This is a genomic window from Arthrobacter sp. TMT4-20 (genome assembly GCF_054510775.1).
Genome location: NZ_JBTNDW010000003.1, coordinates 139,466 through 157,592, shown reverse-complemented (window position 1 = coordinate 157,592; position 18,127 = coordinate 139,466). Strand labels below are relative to the sequence as shown.

At 66.0% G+C, this 18,127-nt stretch carries 19 protein-coding genes; 11 read left to right on the top strand and 8 right to left on the bottom strand.

The window, feature by feature from the left end; all coding sequences use genetic code 11:
- Positions 1-307: 307 nt before the first annotated feature.
- Genes paaI through ACX80Z_RS05000 form a run of 3 tightly spaced genes read left to right on the top strand, consistent with a single transcriptional unit; the run spans position 308 to position 2,726 of the window.
- Complete coding sequence (gene paaI, locus ACX80Z_RS05010) at positions 308-787, top strand: hydroxyphenylacetyl-CoA thioesterase PaaI (protein WP_459303930.1); 480 nt, start codon at positions 308-310, stop codon at positions 785-787.
- Positions 784-2,121 carry a phenylacetate--CoA ligase PaaK gene (paaK, locus tag ACX80Z_RS05005; protein WP_116778714.1) on the top strand — a complete coding sequence of 446 codons (1,338 nt, stop codon included), beginning with the start codon at positions 784-786 and terminating at the stop codon, positions 2,119-2,121. The genes paaI and paaK overlap by 4 nt, the downstream gene beginning before the upstream one ends.
- On the top strand, positions 2,121-2,726 hold the full coding sequence (locus ACX80Z_RS05000; protein ID WP_019482382.1) for a TetR/AcrR family transcriptional regulator: 606 nt from the start codon (positions 2,121-2,123) through the stop codon (positions 2,724-2,726). Before paaK ends, ACX80Z_RS05000 begins: the two co-directional genes overlap by 1 nt.
- 104 nt (positions 2,727-2,830) lie before the next feature.
- On the opposite strand, the gene paaZ is transcribed toward ACX80Z_RS05000, so the two are convergent.
- A complete protein-coding gene (gene paaZ, locus ACX80Z_RS04995) occupies positions 2,831-4,915 on the bottom strand; it encodes a phenylacetic acid degradation bifunctional protein PaaZ (protein ID WP_459315091.1) in 2,085 nt (694 codons plus the stop codon).
- Between the two features lie 176 nt (positions 4,916-5,091).
- Between paaZ and ACX80Z_RS04990 the strand changes: the two genes are divergently transcribed.
- A complete protein-coding gene (locus ACX80Z_RS04990) occupies positions 5,092-5,442 on the top strand; it encodes a PaaI family thioesterase (RefSeq protein WP_083850861.1) in 351 nt (116 codons plus the stop codon).
- On the opposite strand, the gene ACX80Z_RS04985 is transcribed toward ACX80Z_RS04990, so the two are convergent.
- Complete coding sequence (locus tag ACX80Z_RS04985) at positions 5,439-6,200, bottom strand: tyrosine-protein phosphatase (protein WP_459315090.1); 762 nt, start codon at positions 6,198-6,200, stop codon at positions 5,439-5,441. The two genes, ACX80Z_RS04990 and ACX80Z_RS04985, sit on opposite strands and share 4 nt — an antisense overlap.
- A gap of 90 nt (positions 6,201-6,290) precedes the next feature.
- Between ACX80Z_RS04985 and ACX80Z_RS04980 the strand changes: the two genes are divergently transcribed.
- Complete coding sequence (locus tag ACX80Z_RS04980; RefSeq protein ID WP_459315089.1) at positions 6,291-7,175, top strand: SGNH/GDSL hydrolase family protein; 885 nt, start codon at positions 6,291-6,293, stop codon at positions 7,173-7,175.
- Positions 7,176-7,218: 43 nt separating this feature from the next.
- On the opposite strand, the gene ACX80Z_RS04975 is transcribed toward ACX80Z_RS04980, so the two are convergent.
- The 4 genes from ACX80Z_RS04975 to ACX80Z_RS04960 form a co-directional block, all read right to left on the bottom strand.
- Entirely contained in the window at positions 7,219-8,094 is an 876-nt protein-coding gene (locus tag ACX80Z_RS04975; protein ID WP_459303935.1) for a 3-hydroxyacyl-CoA dehydrogenase family protein, read from the bottom strand.
- Entirely contained in the window at positions 8,091-8,834 is a 744-nt protein-coding gene (locus tag ACX80Z_RS04970) for an enoyl-CoA hydratase/isomerase family protein (RefSeq protein WP_459315088.1), read from the bottom strand. Before ACX80Z_RS04970 ends, ACX80Z_RS04975 begins: the two co-directional genes overlap by 4 nt.
- The gene (locus ACX80Z_RS04965; RefSeq protein ID WP_116778720.1) at positions 8,834-10,042 is read right to left on the bottom strand and encodes a thiolase family protein; all 1,209 of its coding nucleotides are present in this window, start codon (positions 10,040-10,042) and stop codon (positions 8,834-8,836) included. Before ACX80Z_RS04965 ends, ACX80Z_RS04970 begins: the two co-directional genes overlap by 1 nt.
- 144 nt (positions 10,043-10,186) lie before the next feature.
- Entirely contained in the window at positions 10,187-11,812 is a 1,626-nt protein-coding gene (locus ACX80Z_RS04960; RefSeq protein WP_459315087.1) for an ABC-F family ATP-binding cassette domain-containing protein, read from the bottom strand.
- A gap of 122 nt (positions 11,813-11,934) precedes the next feature.
- Here ACX80Z_RS04960 and ACX80Z_RS04955 point away from each other — a divergent pair, with 122 nt between their 5' ends.
- The gene (locus ACX80Z_RS04955; protein ID WP_459315086.1) at positions 11,935-12,894 is read left to right on the top strand and encodes a PhzF family phenazine biosynthesis protein; all 960 of its coding nucleotides are present in this window, start codon (positions 11,935-11,937) and stop codon (positions 12,892-12,894) included.
- Positions 12,895-13,027: 133 nt separating this feature from the next.
- Positions 13,028-13,465: a VOC family protein gene (locus ACX80Z_RS04950; protein WP_459315085.1), complete on the top strand. Its 438-nt coding sequence runs from the start codon at positions 13,028-13,030 to the stop codon at positions 13,463-13,465.
- A 6-nt stretch (positions 13,466-13,471) separates the two neighbouring features.
- On the opposite strand, the gene ACX80Z_RS04945 is transcribed toward ACX80Z_RS04950, so the two are convergent.
- Positions 13,472-13,903: a hypothetical protein gene (locus tag ACX80Z_RS04945; RefSeq protein WP_459315084.1), complete on the bottom strand. Its 432-nt coding sequence runs from the start codon at positions 13,901-13,903 to the stop codon at positions 13,472-13,474.
- A 154-nt stretch (positions 13,904-14,057) separates the two neighbouring features.
- Between ACX80Z_RS04945 and ACX80Z_RS04940 the strand changes: the two genes are divergently transcribed.
- The 3 genes from ACX80Z_RS04940 to ACX80Z_RS04930 are packed head-to-tail and all read left to right on the top strand — an operon-like array spanning position 14,058 to position 17,075.
- Entirely contained in the window at positions 14,058-15,008 is a 951-nt protein-coding gene (locus tag ACX80Z_RS04940; protein WP_459315083.1) for a 1,4-dihydroxy-2-naphthoyl-CoA synthase, read from the top strand.
- Positions 15,009-15,015: 7 nt separating this feature from the next.
- A complete protein-coding gene (locus tag ACX80Z_RS04935) occupies positions 15,016-16,149 on the top strand; it encodes an AMP-binding protein (RefSeq protein ID WP_019483195.1) in 1,134 nt (377 codons plus the stop codon).
- A gap of 41 nt (positions 16,150-16,190) precedes the next feature.
- Positions 16,191-17,075, top strand: a complete 885-nt coding sequence (locus ACX80Z_RS04930; RefSeq protein WP_459315082.1) for a 1,4-dihydroxy-2-naphthoate polyprenyltransferase — start codon at positions 16,191-16,193, stop codon at positions 17,073-17,075.
- A gap of 138 nt (positions 17,076-17,213) precedes the next feature.
- On the opposite strand, the gene ACX80Z_RS04925 is transcribed toward ACX80Z_RS04930, so the two are convergent.
- On the bottom strand, positions 17,214-17,510 hold the full coding sequence (locus ACX80Z_RS04925) for a DUF4229 domain-containing protein (protein WP_019483193.1): 297 nt from the start codon (positions 17,508-17,510) through the stop codon (positions 17,214-17,216).
- A 30-nt stretch (positions 17,511-17,540) separates the two neighbouring features.
- On the opposite strand from ACX80Z_RS04925, the gene ACX80Z_RS04920 reads away from it, so the two are divergent.
- Complete coding sequence (locus ACX80Z_RS04920) at positions 17,541-17,954, top strand: PLD nuclease N-terminal domain-containing protein (RefSeq protein ID WP_019483192.1); 414 nt, start codon at positions 17,541-17,543, stop codon at positions 17,952-17,954.
- The last annotated feature ends 173 nt before the right edge of the window (positions 17,955-18,127 follow it).

Genomic DNA, 18,127 nt, shown 5'->3' with positions numbered 1-18,127 from the left:
GCGCTCTCACGCCCTGGAATCATCCTTGAGTGACCTGCGTCTCATGTCAAGTGGGAGCGCTTCCACGCACTCGAAATACGATTGCCCCGCCACCATCGCGCCTAGTCAGGGGCCCGCGGCACGAACGGCCGTAATGCAATCGTTATCTCCGAGGTCGCCGCCAAAGACCTAAGGGAAGGTCTTAGGCGCTGGACCATCGCTTGACACCGCGCCGCCTGCCGGTATTACCTAAGTGAGTTACCTAATGACCATTCGGTCACTAATAACCAGACCGGTCAGCTAGTCCGGTCAAAACAGTGAGGCTCCAATGGCGGACACCGGTGCCCGACACACGCATCCTATCCTCGAGCAGGATCATGCCTCCCGCTGGTTAGGCATCGACGTCGTCGACCTGGCCGATGGCCGCGCGATCATCACCATGCGCCTTCGCCCCGACATGCTCAACGGGTTCGGCATCGCCCACGGCGGGATGGTCTTTGCCCTCGCCGACTCGGCCTTCGCCCTGGCCTGCAACCCCATCGGTGAAACGGACACCATTACCGTCGCCTCGGGCGCGGACGTCACCTTCCTGGCCTCGGCCCATCCCGGGGATCTGCTGACCGCCACCGCTAACCGGCGCGCCTCAGCCGGGCGTAGCGGCCTTTACGACATTTCCGTCTCCGCGGAAAACGAGAACGGCACCCGGGCGATTGCCGAGTTCCGTGGCCGTTCCCGGACCATCCCCAATCCCCAGCTCGCCAAGCCCAGCAGCGCCGCTGTCACCACCACAGAAAAGAGCCTCCCATGACCAGCACGGCACTCAAGGCCTCAGCCGCCGATCCCTCAACCCTCGACGCCGAGGAACTGATGTCGAGGGACCAGATCGAAGCCCTGCAGCTGACCAGGCTCCAGCACACTGTGCAGTATGCCTACGACAGGGTCCAGTTGTACAAGGACAAGTTCGATGCGGCAGGGGTTCACCCGACGGATCTTAAAGAACTCAGCGATTTGTCGCTCTTCCCGTACACCACCAAGGAGGACCTGCGGCGCACCTACCCGTTCGGCATGTTCGCCGTCCCGCAGCCCCAGGTGGCACGCATCCACGCATCGTCGGGCACCACAGGGCGGCCCACAGTGGTCGGCTACACTGCTGGCGACCTGGACCGCTGGGCCACCCTCGTGGCGCGGTCCCTGCGGGCATCAGGGGTCAAGAAGGGCGACAAGGTGCACAACGCCTACGGTTACGGGCTCTTCACCGGCGGCCTCGGCGCCCACTTCGGTGCCGAAAAACTCGGCTGCACCGTCATCCCCATTTCGGGTGGGCAGACCGAACGCCAGGTCCAGCTCATCAAGGACTTCGAGCCCGACGCCATCCTCGCCACCCCCACCTACCTACTCACCATCCTCGACGCCATGGCAGCCGCGGGCATCGACCCCGCGAGCACCTCGCTGAAGACGGCCGTGCTCGGCGCTGAGCCCTGGACCGAGGAGATGCGCCACGAACTGGAGAACCGGATGGGGTTCGACGCCTGCGACATCTACGGCCTGTCCGAGGTGATGGGCCCGGGCGTGGCAGGCGAATGTGTCGAGAGCAAGGACGGCTCCCACATCTGGGAAGACCATTTCCGCCCCGAGATCATCGACCCGTTCACCGACAACGTGCTCAACGACGGCGAACACGGCGAGCTGGTCTTCACCTCCCTCACCAAGGAGGCCCTGCCCATCATCAGGTACCGCACCCACGACCTGACCCGGCTGCTGCCCGGCACCGCACGGCCCGGGATGCGCCGGATGGGCCGCATCACCGGACGCAGCGACGACATGATCATCCTCCGCGGGGTCAACCTTTTCCCCACCCAGATCGAGGAAATCGCACTGCGCATCCCAGCGCTCAGTCCGCACTTCCAGTTGGAAATCACGCGGCCTGAAGGCCAGCGGATGGATGCGATGACCGTCAAGATCGAGCCGCGTGAGGGAGTCTCGGCGCACGACGCCGAAACCGCTGCCAGCACCCTCAGCGAACAGATCAAGATTCACATCGGCTCCAGCTGCGCCGTCACCATCGCCGAGCCCGGTTCGCTCGCCCGGTCCAGCGGCAAACTCCGGCGGATCTACGACCTGCGGCCCAAGGCCGGCGCCTGATGCCAACCGCTCCCCCGGCGGCCAACCGGCGCGGCCGGCCCGGCTATGACCAGCAGGCTGTCCTCACCATCGCCGTCGACGTGTTCAACCGGCACGGATACGAAGCCACGTCGATGGGCGTCCTCGCCGAAAACCTGGGGATCAGCAAGTCAGCCATTTACCATCACGTCCCCTCCAAAGGGGACCTGCTGCGTCTGGCGCTGGATCATGCGCTGGGCGGGCTGGAGGCGGTGCTGACCGATCCCGCAGCGACCTCGGGCAAGGCCGATGCCCGGCTGGAGTTCGTGCTGCGGGGCACCATCGCCGTCCTGATCGAGCGGCTCCCCTTCGTCACCCTGCTGCTGCGGCTGCGCGGGAACACGGAGGTGGAGCGGGGCGCCCTGGAGCGCCGTCGTGCCTTTGACCGGCAGGTGGCGGCGCTGGTCGACGCGGCACGGACCGAGGGTTCCCTGCGGTCCGACATCGACCCGCGCACCACCACCCGCCTGCTGTTCGGCACGATCAACTCGATTGTCGAGTGGTACAAACCCGGCGGTGCCGTGTCGCCCGAGAAGCTGGCCGACGACGTCATCACCATGGTCTTCGACGGACTCCACCGCTCCTAGCCCGCACACCCCCGCAACAGCCCTCCCGCCAACTGTGGCGGGAGGGCACTCCGCACCCACCGGAGCTGACCGCTCGGCGGAGGGCTCGGAGGGCTCGGCTCGGCCTACTTCTCGACGAGGGTCAGGACGTCGTAGGTCGCGACGATCTCGTCATCCTGGTTGTGCAGCACAGCGTCCCAGGCCACTTCCCCGTATTCTTCGTCCTCGCGCGGGGTAATCCGTTTGGCCGTCAGGGTGACCCGGATGGAGTCCCCGGCAGCGACCGGGGTGATGAACCGCAGGTTCTCCAGCCCGTAGTTCGCGAGGACCGGCCCCGGAGCGGGATCGACGAACAGCCCCGCACCCCAGGACAACAGCAGGTAGCCGTGTGCCACGATGCCCGGGAAGAACGGGTTCGCGGCTGCGGCTTCCTCGTTGGTGTGCGCGTAGAAGGTGTCCCCGGTGGTATTGGCGAACGCGGTGATGTCCTCAAGGGTTACCTGCCGCAGGTCCGAGCGGATGGCGTCGCCAATCTGCAGGGCGGCAAGATCCTTCCGGAACGGGTGGGTGCCATCAAAACGGCGCTCAGCACCGGTATGCCAGACCCCGGTGACCGCGGTGAGCATGTTCGGGGAGCCCTGGATGGCCGTGCGCTGCATGTGGTGCAGCACCGAGCGGATGCCGCCGAGTTCCTCGCCACCGCCGGCGCGGCCCGGACCGCCGTGGACCAGGTGCGGCACGGGCGAGCCGTGCCCGGTGGAGCTGCGGGCGTCTTCCCGGTTGAGCATCAGCACGCGCCCGTGGTGGGCGGCGATGCCAAGAACCAGCTCCCGGGCCACGGCGGGGTCGTTGGTGCAAACCGTCGCCACGAGTGATCCGGCGCCCAGGGCGGCGAGCCGCACGGCGTGCGCGGCGTCGTCATACCCGATGACCGAAGCGACCGGGCCGAACGCTTCAACCGTGTGCAGCTCGATGGCTTCGGCGTTCTCCCAGGTCAGCAGTACCGGGGACATGAAGGCGCCCTCGACGGCGGTGTCCACGGTGCCGTCGGCGCGGGTGACACGGGGCGCGTCGAGCGTGCCGTAGGCGAGCTCCCCGCCCGCGGCGATCATGGTTTCGACGGCGGAGCGGACATCCCTGAGCTGGTCCAGGGAGGCCAGGGCGCCCATCGTGACGCCCTCGGCACGCGGGTCGCCGAGCACGATGCGCTGTTCAATGCGGTCCCGGGCGGCGGCGACGACGTCGTTCACCAGGGTCTTGGGCACGATGGTGCGGCGGATGCTCGTGCACTTCTGTCCGGCCTTGACCGTGATCTCAGTGACGAGGGATTTGATGAAGGCGTCAAACTCGGGGGTGCCCGGGACGGCGTCCTCGCCCAGGATGGCCGCGTTGAGCGAATCGGTTTCGGAGGTGAAGCGGACGCCGCCGTGCACCACGTTGTCGTGGGACTTCAGCTTGTTGGCGGTCGACGCCGACCCCGTGAACGAGACCAGATCCCGGTAGTCCAGGTAGTCGAGCAGGTCCCGGGCGGATCCGGAAATCAGCTGCAGCGCGCCCTGCGGGAGGATGTTGGACTCGATGATGAATTTCACGACGGCGGCGGTCAGGTACCCGGTTGGTGTCGCCGGTTTGACGATGGTGGGAACGCCGGCCAGGAAGGCCGGAGCCAGCTTCTCGAGCATGCCCCAGACTGGGAAGTTGAAGGCGTTGATTTGCACGGCCGCGCCCGGGATGCGCGTGTAAATGTGTTCGCCGAGGAAGGTGCCGTCCTTCGAGAGGGTTTCCGGCGGCCCATCCACCACGACGTTGGAGTTGGGCAGCTCGCGGCGGCCCTTCGATCCGAAGGTGAAGAGCACCCCGATTCCGCCGTCGATGTCGACCATGGAATCGATTTTCGTCGCACCGGTCCGGGCCGACAGTTCATACAGCGAGGTGCGCTGGTCGTTGAGGAACTGAGCCAGCGCCTTGAGCATCAGTGCGCGCTGGTGGAAGGTGAACTTGCCGAGGGTCTGCTGCCCGGTGGTCCGGGCATAGTCGACTACCCGGGCGACGTCGAGTCCCTCGGTGCTGACCACCGCCAGCGTCTCACCGGTGCTCGCGTCCCGGACTTCGGCGCTGTTGCGTTCTGTCAGGGAGGTAGCGTCTGGCGTCCACCAGGCATCCTCGATGAAGCTGGGAACTGTCTGCACGCGTACGGCTGTTGAAGTCATCGTCGACTTGCCTTTCACCTGTGGGTAGCGGCGCCCGCCCTCCGTGAGGAGGATAACTGAACGGACGTTCGGTAATATGTCCAGCGTACATTAACTGGCCTTTCCACATCCCTCAAAGGAGCCCTTCGGTGACTCACCAGACCTGGCAGATCCAGCTCGGCGAACTCGACGAGAAGATGGGCGTGAAAATCCTCGAGCAGTCGGTTGAGCGGGTGGTCGCCACCATGCCGGTGGCAGGCAACCGGCAGTCCTTCGGGCTTTTGCACGGCGGCGCGTCGCTCGCCGTCGGCGAGGCTGTGGGGTCCTGGGCGGCAGTCATCCACGCCAGCACCATGGGAAAGACCGCCGTCGGCGTCGACGTGTCGGCCACCCATCACAAGTCCGCCCGCGAAGGACTGGTCACCATCACAGCGACCCCCATCCATCTGGGCGGCACCCTCACCACCCACGAGGTGGTGCTGACCAACGACGACGGCGCGCGGCTGTGCAGCCTGCGGATCACCAATCTGATCATCGACCGCCGCTAGGCGCCCGAGGTCAACCGGTTCCTCAACGCCGCCACTGCCGACGGGGTCAGCCCGGCGTCCAGGAGGTACTGGGCCGCGTCGAGTTGGGAGAGCAGCTGATGCAGGTGCGCTGCGGAACGGTCCAGCCGCTTCTGCAGTTCGTCTTTGGACGCCGGCGGCTCCTTCGGCGTCTCCTGCGTCGCGAAGAACTGGTTGATTCCGCGGACTCCCAGGGCATAGTCCTGCACGATCTCATCGGCGGATACGCCCGCCGCCGACAGCATGACGGCTGTCACCATGCCGGTGCGGTCCCGGCCAGCTGAGCAGTGGATGATCACGCCGCCGTCGGGTGCATCGATCACTGTCTGCACCACGGCGGCGATCTTCTCGGGCCAGCGTCGCAGGTTCTCCCGGTAGTGCTCAGGCGAGCTCAGGTACGGCCCAACCAGTTCCATGAAGTCGGCGTCGGACTGGTCCTCGGTGGGACGGTTCACGATCGTGAAGCGGGTCAGAGTGTCAGCAGCGACAGCCGGGTCACCGGGGCGCCGTCCGAACTCGCCGGGGTTGCGCAGGTCGACCACGGTGCGGACGCCGTCGTCGTACGCCTGTCGCCAGCCAGTTGGGGAAAGCCATTCGTGTCGCCCCATCCGGTACACGCGGCCGGGTAGGATTATCCCGTCGAGACCGCCGAGATCCCGAGCGTTGACGGCGCCGTCCCACCGGACGGCACGGGCCTCGGCCGCGGCAGGATCAGCGGTGTGGCCCGGCTGGGAGGTCATGACCACACTCTAACAATTTGCGGCCGGTCCGGGTGCAGGGTTCTTTTCTGGCCTGTTTCCAGAAAGCTACTGCAGGTGTATCTTTCAGCCATGAAAACTCCCCGTCACTCCCTGTTCGGACGTTCTGCCGCTGCGGCGGCGTTATCGGTCGGCCTGTTGGCCAGCACGATCGCGGGTCCCGCCGCCGCTCATAGCCAGGGCCCCCCGGTCCCGGCCGACTATGTGGCCCTGGGCGATTCCTACGCTGCCGGGTTCGGCGCGGGCTTCTACGATCTCGACCAGCCTGCCTGCGGACGGTCTCCCCTAGGGCTACCGGGCCTTCTCGACGAGCAGCGCAAAATCGAGTTGACCTACAACGCCACCTGTTCCGGGGCGAAGGCCGCAGCAAACCCCAACGACGCGGTACCCGACGTCCCTGAGCAGCTGGCAGGACTCGTTCTCAACGAGCAGATCGGTGCTGAGACGGACCTCGTCACGGTGTCGGCGGGCGGCAACGACCTGGATTTTGGGGGCGTAGTGGGGGCGTGTGCCACGCAGGTACTCAAAATCTGCCAAATGGTAATCGACGGCCGCACGATCCAGGCGCAGACCAGCCTGGCCGCGGCACTCGATGACCTGTACGGGGAGCTGCGCACTGCCGCGCCGAACGCCACAATTGTGGTCACCGGGTACCCGCACCTGTTCTCGCCAAAGTCCGGATCGGAGGTACTGCTCAGTACCGAGGCACAGCGGTTGTTCAATGACGGTACCGATGCGCTCAACGCGGTCATCAAGCACACCGCCGAAGCCAACGGACTGCAGTATGTGGACGTGGCGAAGAGGTTCACGGGCCACGGTATTGGCACCCGGGATCCGTGGATCACGTATACCGGGTTCACCGCCATCGACGACCTGCACCCGAATGCCAAGGGGTACGAGTCCGGTTATTTCAAGGCGATCCGCAGCGCAGTGAACCTGAATACTCTGTGGCGGTAGCGCCGGGACGCCAGCGGAGGGGTGTTCTTCGACCGTTTCCGGCTCACTCGGTCCAGTCGAAGAACCCTTTACCTGACTTCCGGCCGAGCTCGCCGCGGGCCACCTTGTCACGCAGTAGCTGCGGCGGCGCGAAGCGTTCCCCCAGGGTTGATTCGAGATATTCAGCGATGCCGAGCCGGACATCCAGGCCCACCAGGTCGGTGGTACGCAACGGACCCACCGGGTGTTTGTAGCCCAGCACCATGGCGGTGTCGATGTCTTCGGCCGAGGCGACACCCTCCTCGACCATCCGCATCGCCTCGAGGGCGATTGCGACGCCCAACCGGGAACTGGCGAAGCCGGGCGCATCCTTGACGACCACCGGGGTTTTCCCGAGCAGTTCCACCCAGCCGCGCGCTGCGTCGGCGAGCTCGTCGGAGGTCTGCTGGGCCAGGACCACCTCGATCAGCGTTGAGGCGGGCACCGGGTTGAAGAAGTGCAGCCCGCAGAACCGCTCCGGCCGTTGGAGCTTCCCGGCCAGTGAGCTGACCGACAGGGACGAGGTGTTGGTCGCCAGCCATGCGTTGGACGTCAACCGTTCCTCGACCGCTGTGAGGGCGGCTGCCTTCAGCTCGGCGTCCTCGGGGACCGCTTCCACCACCAGCCCGCAGGTTTCGAACGCCGCGTAGTCAACCGACACGGAAACCCGCGCCGAGAGCGTCTGGAGATCCTCCGATGTGGTTCCGCGCTGCACGCTTTTACCGAGTGCGTCGAGGACACGCTGCCGTGCCGCCTCGGCGGCATCGTCGTCGCGCTCGACGACGACAACGGTGGCACCCGCTGTGCAGAAGGCGTGGGCGATGCCCGCGCCCATCCGGCCGCCACCCAGGACGCCAACGATGTCGGGGATGCGGGCTGCGCTGGGGATTGCTGTAGTCATCTTTTCTTCCTGTCGAGGAATGCCTGCATCCGGTCGAACTTCGCCTCGGATTCAAACAGGATGCCCTGGGCTAACTGGTCAATAACCGGGTGGGCCTCGGGCGGGGCGTGGAACACGGATTTGGTGATGCGGACGGCCAGTGGGTCCTGCCGTGCAATCCGGTCGGCGAGCGCATTGGCGCCCGCGAGGAGTGCCTCGGGTTCGTGGATTTCGGTGATCAGCCTGACAGCGAGGGCCTCATCGGCGCCCAGGATCCGCCCGGCGAGGAGGATTTCCTTCGCCAGTGGTTCGCCGACCAGTTCCCGGAGCCGCCAGGTAGCGCCCGCGGCAGCCAGAATTCCGAGGCCGGTTTCAGGGTTACCGAGCTTCAGGCTGGGCGTGCCGATCCTGAAGTCAGCGGCGTAGGCCAACTCGGCGCCTCCGCCGAGGGCATACCCGTCCAACGCGGCGATGACCGGCAGGGGGAGCCGGGCAATGCGGGCAAAGAGGGTGGAGTTGATCCCGGCGAGCGCATCGTCCCGGCGTCGTTCCCGCAGCTGGGCGATGTCGGCGCCTGAGGCAAACACGCCGTTACTTCCCGTGAGGATGAGGATCCGCGGCCGCTTCTCCAGCACCTCACACACAGCATGCAGTTCATCGACCATCGTCTGGTCGATGGCGTTACGGACCTCGGGGCGGTGCAGTTGGACGGTGAGGCGGTCGCCGTCGTCAGTGACCCGCAGCGTGGTGAACTGGTCCATCAGACGCGCTCCAGCAGCATGGCGGTGCCCTGCCCCACACCGACGCACATGGTGGCCAGCCCAATCGCCCGGCCCTCACCGCGTGCCTCGCGTTCCAGGCGGCCGAGCAGCGTGATCGCGAGCCGGGACCCCGACGATCCGAGGGGGTGGCCGAGAGCGATAGCACCGCCGTCGCGGTTCACCAGTTCCTCATCGAGTCCGAGCCGGCGGATGCAGGCGATGGACTGGGTGGCGAAGGCCTCGTTGAGTTCGACGGAGGTCAGATCGCTGATGCTCAGCCCGGTGCGCTGGAGTACCTTTTGCGTGGCCGGAACCGGGCCGATGCCCATGATGGCCGGCGGGACGCCCGCCGATGCACCGTCAAGGATGCGGGCGCGGGCGGCGAGGCCCAGCCGGTTCACTGCCGCTTCGGAGGCGACGACGACGGCGGAGGCACCGTCGTTCAGTGAACTGGAGTTGCCGGCGGTGACCACCCCGTCCTTCTTGACGACCGGGCGAAGTCCGGCGAGCACGTCGAGGGTGGTCTCGGCGCGGGGTCCTTCGTCGGTGTCGACGGTGACCTCGCGCTTGCCGTGGCGGGTCTGCACCGGCACAATCTCGTCGCGGAAGCGGCCCGCCTCAATCGCGGCGAGTGCCCGCTGGTGGGACCGCAGGGCGAAGGCGTCGGCGTCGTCGCGGGTGATGCCGTCCACCGAGGCGACCTCCTCCGCGGTTTCCGGCATGGAGTAGGTGGTCTTGTCCTGTGCCGCGAACAACGGGTTGGTGAACCGCCAGCCGATCGAGGTGTCGAACACGTCCCCCGGCTTGGCGAACGCCTTGGCCGGCTTCTCCATCACCCAGGGCGCACGGCTCATGGATTCCACGCCGCCGGCGACCACAATGTCGGCGGCGCCGGACTTGATCATGTGGGAGGCCATAATGATGGCTGACAACCCTGAGGCGCAGAGCCGGTTGACGGTGATTCCGGGAACGGTATCCGGGAGTCCGGCGAGCAGCGAGGCCATGCGTGCGACGTTGCGGTTCTCCTCGCCGGCGCCGTTGGCGTTGCCGAAGATCACTTCGTCGATTTCCCCGGGGTCGATACCTGCGCGGGCCACCGCCTCGCGGATCGCGAGCGCTGCGAGGTCATCGGGCCTGACCCCGGAAAGCGCTCCGCCGTAGCGTCCCACCGGGGTGCGTACCCCGCCGACCAGAAATGCCTCGGCCATGCCTGCCTCCAGAATCATCAACGATTGTGTAAGTCACACGGTCAGCCTAATTACTGACCGTTCGTTCTATATTACAGATGTGTCCGGAAAAGTGGCTCCCCCGCAAAGCCGGCGTTGCCCCACCGCTTGTGTGCGGTGCCGCAACTATTCCGGCGGACCCGCGACCCGGCCGGCCTCAAGCCGCAACTCCTTCGCGCCGGGGAGACCGGTGAACCACCGCCGGAGGTCGCGGTCGTGGCTGGCGACGACGAGGGTGCCGTCGTACCCGGCCAGAGCCTCTTCGAGCTCCCCCACCAGCACCGGGGCGAGGTGATTCGTGGGTTCGTCGAACAGGATGACGTCGTAGCGCCCCACCAGCAGGCGAGCCAGTGCAAGCCTGCGGTATTGGCCCGCGGAAAGGGTCCCGACGGGAACCAGGAAGTCGGCGCTGCGGAACAGGCCAAGGTTGAGGAGGCGGTCGGCGTGGTCGTCCAGGTCGCCATGCAGACCCGAGGCGAAGGCCGGCAGGAGCCGCATCGACGGGCGGGGGTGCGGGGGCAGCTCCTGCGGAAGGTATCCGAGCCTGCCCCGCTGGACCACTGTGCCCTCCTGCACCGGGCAGAGCCCGGCCACGACGTCAAGCAGAGTCGTTTTACCCGCTCCGTTGGGTCCGGTAACCAGGAGGTTCTCCCCGGCTCCTACCGTCAGCGAACCCACTGCCAGACGATCACCGACCGCGACGCCCTCAAGTGTGATCACCGGCCCGGTCAGTGACTGCCCGCCGAACTGGGCGGACAGTGCCAAAGGCTGAGGCGGTCGATCCACCGGCCGCTCCTCCAGCCGCCGCAGCCGCTCCTGCGCGTTTCGCTTCTGGCTGGTGATGGCTTCCTGCACGGTGCCCTGTTTGAAGTCGTAGCCCATCTTGTCGCCGTCGCGTCGACGCCCGTAACCCATCCGCCCCTCCACCGCTGCGGCTTTCATTCGTTCGGCTTCCTTGGCGTCCAGCCATTGCTGGTATTCCTGTTCCCACCGATTGCGTTCAGCAACCTTGGCCCGGAGGTATCCCTCGTATCCATCGCCATACCGCCGGAGTTCCCTGCGGTCGCCGTCCACTTCAATGATGGTCGTCGCGAAGGTGCGCAGGAACGATCGGTCGTGGGACACGGCGACGACCGCGCCCCGGTGGGCGGCGAGCTCCCGTTCCAGCCAGCTGACGGCGTCGTCGTCAAGATGGTTGGTGGGTTCGTCCAGCAGGAGGATGGCGGCCGGGTCGGCGAGCAGGCAAGCCAGCGCAAGGCGCTCCTGTTCTCCGCCGGAGAGCGTGTCAAGGGTGCGGTCCCGTTCCAGGCCGCCCAGCCCCAGCTGACTGAGGGCTGCGTCAACCCGCGAGTCGACGGCGTAGCCCTCATGCAGGTCATATTCGGATTGGAGTGCCCCGTAGTGTTCCAGCTCGTCTGAATCAGCCGATTCCAGGGAGGCTTCACGCCTCCTCAGCTCCGCCTCGAGGGCCCGGATTCCGCTCAGGGCCGCGTCAATCACGGTTTGGACGGTGTCGGACGGCGCATGGTCAAGTGTCTGCGGCAGGTGACCGACCGCTCCGTGGACTGAGATGTGTCCGCCATCGGGGGTTTCGAGCCCGGCCACCAGGCGCATCAGCGTGGACTTGCCGGCGCCATTCTCCCCGACCACTGCCACCCGTTCGCCACGGCCGACGGTCAGGTCGACGTGGTCAAGCAGCAGGCGGTCCCCATAGCCGTGGGACACGTCGGAAAGTTGGATATGTTCGGTCAAAGGAGTTCCTCGCGATATCGGAAAGTGCGCAGGCGTCGCGGCGCGCGGGTTCGAAGCGGGCGGTTGGCGCCGGCCGAACAGGCAGGTGCAAGGCTACTTCCTCATGGCTCCAGCGTGCCCCGGTGTGGGCAAGCCGTCAACCTCACCGGGCACACCCCCGGCTACCCTGTCGCGCTGACGGTGGATTTTCGACAAAATGTGGGTGTGACCACCAATCGAAGCACCCCCCATCAGTGATATCCGCATCGCCTGCCGTCCGACGCTACTCAGCCTTCAGCACCTCAACCGCGGGAGGTAACCCGGCCGGGGTGGTGATGGAGGCCGCGGATCTTTCTGACGATCAAATGCAATCTATAGCTTCCGACGTCGGCTACAGCGAAACGGCCTTCCTCACCGGACCCATCACCGCCGGTTCCCCGATTCCGATCCGCTACTTCGCGCCGATGGGCGAAGTGGATTTCTGCGGTCACGCGACAATCGCGACGGCGGTGGCACTGGGGGAAGACGCGGGACTGGGCGCCTATACGCTGCGCACCAAGGTGGGACCGGTGAACGTCAGGGCTTCACGCGACCGTCGAGGCTTTCAGGGCTTTTTGGAGAGCCCGCCGATCAGCTGCTCACCGCTGGCTGCCAACGATCATAAGCTGCTTCTGAGCAGCCTGCGGTGGACAGGGGAGGTGCTCCATCCCGATTATCTTCCCGGGATCGGATTTGGTGGCAATCTCCATCCGGTCGTCGTCGTCAGGGATGCCGAAACGCTTGGCACTCTGGACTACCACTTCGCTGCGTTGCAGGAACTCTGTCGGACGCATACGTGGATCACGGTAACCCTGATAGCTCCCGCCGGTCCCGGCCTCTGGCAGGCGCGGAATCCATTCCCCTGGGGCGGGGTGGTTGAAGACCCCGCTACCGGTGCCGCGGCCGCAGCGTTCGCCGGGTACCTCAGGGCACAGGGTCGGATAGCTGCGGGCGCCAGCTTCACGATCCGTCAAGGGATCGAAATGGGTCGGCCCAGCACGCTCGAGGTCACGGTACTCGAAGCGACTGCTCTGATCAGCGGCCACGCCGCGGTCATCACCTAGGGCGTCCCGGGTGTCGCCTCAGCGTCGAGAAACTGGAGAACCGCCGAAACAACCGCCAAAGCAGAGCCTCACACGGACAGCTACTGACCGCGATGAGGTAGTGCCCGCCCCCTCCCGTCCCTAAAGTCGGTCCATGACCTACAACATCCAGATCACCCTCGACTGCACCAACACCCACGATCAGGCGGACTGGTGGGCTGAAACGCTCGGGTGGGTGGTGGAACCCACCGATCAGACCTTCATCGACGATGTGCTGGCCAAGGGCTGGGCCCAGCCGGATGAGCTCATTGTGCACAAAGGGGTGCGCGTGTGGCGCGACGGCGCAGCCATCTGCCGCCCCGGGGAGGATAGCCACAAGGGCAGGCTACGGATGCTATTTCAGCCAGTGCCTGAACCGAAGACTGTCAAGAACCGCTGCCACCTGGACATCAACCTCGACGGTGACGATAAAGACGAGCTCAGGGCCCGGCTTGAGGGCCGGGGTGCCCAGTTTCTCTACCAGGCGAGCCAAGGCCCCCACGTTTGGTACACGATGGCCGATCCTGAGGGCAATGAGTTCTGCATCGGGTGAGGACTCTTAGCTCCGAACGGCGTATTGGCGCAACAACACGATGGCTGCAGCGAGACCACCAGCAGCGGCGATGCCCGCCGCGACAGGGGTTGCCGCTGCTAGCCGACCGGCGGACGTAGCCACCCCGGTGTCGACGCCGCCCACAGGCATCTGGCCCACCTGAGGTGCGGGGTCCGGGTCGGGGGATCGAAAATCGATGAAACAGGGGTACGTTCCATCCGGGAACACGATGGACCCAGGGTTGACCGCGCACAGGTTTGTGCCGTCGGCTGCGATCACGCCCCCGGTGACAAAGGTGACGGTGTCCGGGTCTACTACCGTCGCCTGGTCGAACGGGACGAACACGATGTCGTCAGTTGCTGCCATCGCGGTCGACGCGCCAACGAACATGGTTGAAGACGAGACTGCAACGATTGCCAGGATCTTGGTGACTTTCACGGCTCTCCCTTCGGCGGCTGCCCCTCTGGCAGCCAGCATTGGCTTAGCTAACCAAACACCGAAAAAATACGCTAGGGCCCCGGGATAACGAGACCGCTGGCCAACGGCGGACCCTCTTCATGCCAACCGCTCGGCACAAAGCTAGACTCGATGAGTGACTATCGACCTTCCCCCACAGGTTTCTGACCTCTTCGACCCTGCCCGCTGGCGACTCGTCTCCGGGTTCGGCGATCTCGAGGACATCACGTACCACCGACAGGTCGAACGGGGCCCCGGCGGGGAGGTCAAAGACCTGCCAACGGTGAGGATCGCCTTCAACCGGCCCGAGGTGCGCAACGCGTTCCGCCCCGGGACCGTCGATGAGCTGTACCGGACGATGGACCATGCGCGAATGACCTCCGATGTCGCCACCGTACTGCTCACCGGCAACGGGCCATCCCCGAAGGACGGCGGCCACTCGTTCTGCTCGGGCGGCGACCAGCGGATTCGCGGCCGCGACGGATACCGGTACGCCGACGGCGAGACCAGTGAAAGCGTCGATCCCGCACGGGCCGGCCGGCTCCACATTCTTGAGGTGCAGCGGCTGATGCGGACCATGCCGAAGGTGGTCATCGCCGTCGTCAATGGGTGGGCGGCTGGCGGCGGGCACAGTCTGCATGTGGTGGCTGACCTGACCATCGCCTCCCGCGAGCACGGCAAGTTCAAGCAAACCGATGCCACGGTGGGAAGTTTCGACGCCGGTTATGGCTCGGCGCTGTTGGCCCGCCAGATCGGGCAGAAGAAGGCTCGCGAGATCTTCTTCCTCGCCCGGGAGTACTCAGCCGAAGAGATGGTCGCGATGGGCGCGGTCAACGAGGCCGTGGACCACCACGAACTGGAGAACACGGCACTGCAGTACGCAGCGGACATTGCCCGGCAAAGCCCGCAGGCGATCCGCATGCTCAAATTCGCGTTCAATCTGGCCGACGACGGCCTCGCGGGCCAGCAGGTCTTCGCTGGCGAAGCGACCCGGATGGCGTATATGACCAACGAAGCGGTCGAGGGTAAGGAAGCCTTCCTGGAAAAGCGGGCACCCGACTGGTCCGCTTACCCCTACTATTTCTAGGCCAATCATGGAACTGTTACCGATCCACACCCCGCCCGAGGCTGACCCTCATGCCCTCCTCACCCCACTGGCCGCTGCGCTGGCCGGTGAAGGCCCCGCCGTCGCGCCCCATGCCGACCCGGACCAGCGCTTCGACGGTGAACTGTCGAACGACGAGATCGCCGCCGTGCTCAGCACTTCGGGTTCGACCGGCGTCCCGAAGCAGACGATGCTCAGCGTCGATGCGCTCGCCGCTTCGGCGATGGGGACCGCCCTTGCGCTGAAGGCTGAGGGCCAGTGGCTCCTCACCCTGCCCGTGCACTATGTGGCGGGCTTTCAGGTGCTGGTCCGGTCGCTCTACGCCGGCACCCGGCCCTGGGCGATGGACCTCTCCGCCCCGTTCAGCGCGGAGGCTTTCACTGCGGCCGCCGGCGAACTGACCGACAAGGTCCGGTTCACGTCGCTGGTCCCCACCCAGCTGCACCGCCTGCTCCAGGACCCACGTCCTGAAACGCTCCAGGTGCTGCGCCGGTTCAACGCCATCCTGCTGGGCGGCGCCCCAGCGTCCGAAACCCTCCGCAGCGAAGCGCGCAAACACGGACTGAACCTGGTGCTCACGTACGGCATGAGTGAAACCTGCGGCGGTTGCGTGTACGACGGCGTCCCGCTGGAAGGCGTGGACCTCCTCTCCGAGGATGGCCGGCTGTGGATCAGCGGACCGGTGCTCGCCGATGGCTACCTGGGGCAACCCGAGCTCAGCGCCGACCGGTTCCAGTTCAATTCCGGCCGCCGCTGGTTCAAGACCGACGACGCCGGTGCCATCACCGATGGTGTGCTGAGCCTTACCGGGCGGGTGGACGATGTGCTTGTCACCGGTGGATTGAAGGTCTCAGCCGGAGCCGTCGCGTCAGCGATCGAAGGGTTCCCGGGCGTTCAGGAAGCACTGGTGCTGGGCATCGAAAGCGCCGAGTGGGGCACTGAGGTGGCCGCCGTCGTCGTCGGCCACGTGAACCCGGATGAGGTGCGCCAACACGCGAAGACGGCCCTCGGGTCGCACGCGGCGCCCCGGATCATTCTGACCCTCGGGTCGCTTCCCCTCCTGCCCAACGGTAAACCCGACCGGCTGGCGGTTCGGGCTCTGCTCGAACGCGCCAGCGCGTAACCCACTACTCCCCCTACTTCCCCGACGAAAAGGATTGCATTGTGGCTACTGCCGCACAATGGCTTGAGGGCGCCCGCCCGCGAACCCTCCCCATGGCGATTGCCCCGGTCATCGTGGGTTGCGCTGCAGCGTTCGACCTTGGCGCCTTCAAACCGGTCAACGCCCTGCTGGCCGCACTGGTCGCTGTGATGCTGCAGATCGGCGTCAACTACGCCAATGACTACTCCGACGGCGTCAGAGGTACCGACGCCGATCGGGTGGGCCCCCTGCGTCTCACCGGTTCCGGCGCCGCCCGTCCCGGGCAGGTGAAGTGGGCTGCCTTTGCCTGCTTTGCCCTGGCCATGGTCGCTGGGACGAGCCTGATTGTGCTTTCGCAGACCTGGTTCCTGCTGCTGGTGGGAGTGGGCTGCGTGGCTGCTGCCTGGGGCTATACCGGCGGACGCAACCCATACGGGTACATGGGGCTGGGCGATGTGTTCGTGTTTGTGTTCTTCGGTCTGGTCGCGACGCTCGGAACCACCTACACGCAGGCGGGCCAGCTGAGCGCTGTGGCCTGGATCGGCGCCATCAGCACCGGAATCATTGCCATGGCACTCCTGATGGCCAACAACGTTCGGGACATCCCGACAGACCGTGAAGCCGGGAAAATCACGCTCGCCGTCCGGCTGGGCGATACCGCAGCACGGATCACCTACGTGATGATGCTCGCCGTGGCACTCCTGCTGCCCCTGTTCCTGGTCTACGACTACCCGTGGGTGCTCCTGGTGCTATTGCTCATCCCCGCTTGCCTGATGCCGAGCTGGCTGATGCTCAAGGGCAAAAAACGCCGAAGCTTGATCCCGGTCCTCAAGATGACCGGACTGATCAATCTCGGGTTCAGTGTGCTTTTCGGGGCCGGAGTGGTCCTGACCGCTGCGCTGGCTTGACCGCTGTGTTGGGCTACCTGCTGTGCTGGGCTAGCTGCTGTGCTGGGCTAGCTACTCCTGCTGGCCTCGCTGCAGCGCCGCACAGCCCACAGAGCCAGCGGACGTATCTACCCGGCAGGCGCCCGGTGGCGGCTTCGCTCAGGGGCGGGGTTTGCGGTCTGCGTTGATCGTGGCGTTGGGGTCGTAGGCGTCCTCGGCGGCGGCGTCGTCGAGCTCGGAAAGGTTGCGCTGCGGTGGCGCACCGTCCCTGAACCGGCGTTGCAACGACGCCGATGCGGCGTCACGCATTTCCCGGAAGAACAGGTAGGTCACGCACCAGGCCAGAATCGCCGCGACAACCGCGGAGAAGATGGCGCCAAGGCCGAGCCAGTAGGAAATGACGAAGAAAACCACGACGAGGCCGAGGCGTAGGGCAGTGAATTTGAAGAAGGGCACTCATCAAGTTTACTCGCCTACAATTGATAGATGCCTCGCCTGTTGTTGTTTCTTATCCTCGTTGCAGTTGCCGTCATCGTCTACGCACTGATCGACTGCATCATGACCAAGGCGCACTCGGTGCGCAGCCTTTCCAAACCCGCGTGGATCGTGACGATCGTCCTGGTTCCGCTGCTCGGGGCAGGGCTCTGGTTCCTGTTCGGTCGCTCCCGCCCCACCAGCCCCCGTGGACGGTCCCGCCCCGCGCCCAGGCATCCCACCGCCCCGGATGACGACCCTCAGTTCCTTCGGAACCTTGAGGCGAAGCGTCGGCAGGACGCCCGCGAGAAGGAGCTGCGCCGTAAGGAGCAGGAACTCCGCGCGGCGCAGGAGAAGAAGGCCCGCGAAGACAAGCAGAAGAACGACGGCGACACCGACTCCGAACCGGGCAGCCAGACCGCCTGACACCCGTCCCGGCACGCCCAGCAGCCCCGCGGTCGGCTCGCAACCGGCGAGCGACCGGCGTCGGGACCAGCGTCGGGACCAGCCTGCGACGGCGAGCGACCGGCGTCGGGACCAGCGTCGGGACCAGCGTCGGGACCAGCCTGCGACGGCGAGCGACCGGCGTCAGGACCGGA

Bases quoted from the DNA above. Each gene is read 5' to 3' on its own strand.
- ACX80Z_RS04950 (WP_459315085.1), top strand. From the start codon at position 13,028: ATGACCTACAACATCCAGATCACCCTCGACTGCACCAACACCCACGAT.
- ACX80Z_RS05000 (WP_019482382.1), top strand. From the start codon at position 2,121: ATGCCAACCGCTCCCCCGGCGGCCAACCGGCGCGGCCGGCCCGGCTAT.
- ACX80Z_RS04980 (WP_459315089.1), top strand. From the start codon at position 6,291: ATGAAAACTCCCCGTCACTCCCTGTTCGGACGTTCTGCCGCTGCGGCG.
- ACX80Z_RS04965 (WP_116778720.1), bottom strand. From the start codon at position 10,042: ATGGCCGAGGCATTTCTGGTCGGCGGGGTACGCACCCCGGTGGGACGC.
- ACX80Z_RS04975 (WP_459303935.1), bottom strand. From the start codon at position 8,094: ATGACTACAGCAATCCCCAGCGCAGCCCGCATCCCCGACATCGTTGGC.
- ACX80Z_RS04985 (WP_459315090.1), bottom strand. From the start codon at position 6,200: ATGACCTCCCAGCCGGGCCACACCGCTGATCCTGCCGCGGCCGAGGCC.
- paaK (WP_116778714.1), top strand. From the start codon at position 784: ATGACCAGCACGGCACTCAAGGCCTCAGCCGCCGATCCCTCAACCCTC.
- ACX80Z_RS04990 (WP_083850861.1), top strand. From the start codon at position 5,092: ATGGGCGTGAAAATCCTCGAGCAGTCGGTTGAGCGGGTGGTCGCCACC.
- paaI (WP_459303930.1), top strand. From the start codon at position 308: ATGGCGGACACCGGTGCCCGACACACGCATCCTATCCTCGAGCAGGAT.
- paaZ (WP_459315091.1), bottom strand. From the start codon at position 4,915: ATGACTTCAACAGCCGTACGCGTGCAGACAGTTCCCAGCTTCATCGAG.
- ACX80Z_RS04920 (WP_019483192.1), top strand. From the start codon at position 17,541: ATGCCTCGCCTGTTGTTGTTTCTTATCCTCGTTGCAGTTGCCGTCATC.
- ACX80Z_RS04935 (WP_019483195.1), top strand. From the start codon at position 15,016: ATGGAACTGTTACCGATCCACACCCCGCCCGAGGCTGACCCTCATGCC.
- ACX80Z_RS04970 (WP_459315088.1), bottom strand. From the start codon at position 8,834: ATGGACCAGTTCACCACGCTGCGGGTCACTGACGACGGCGACCGCCTC.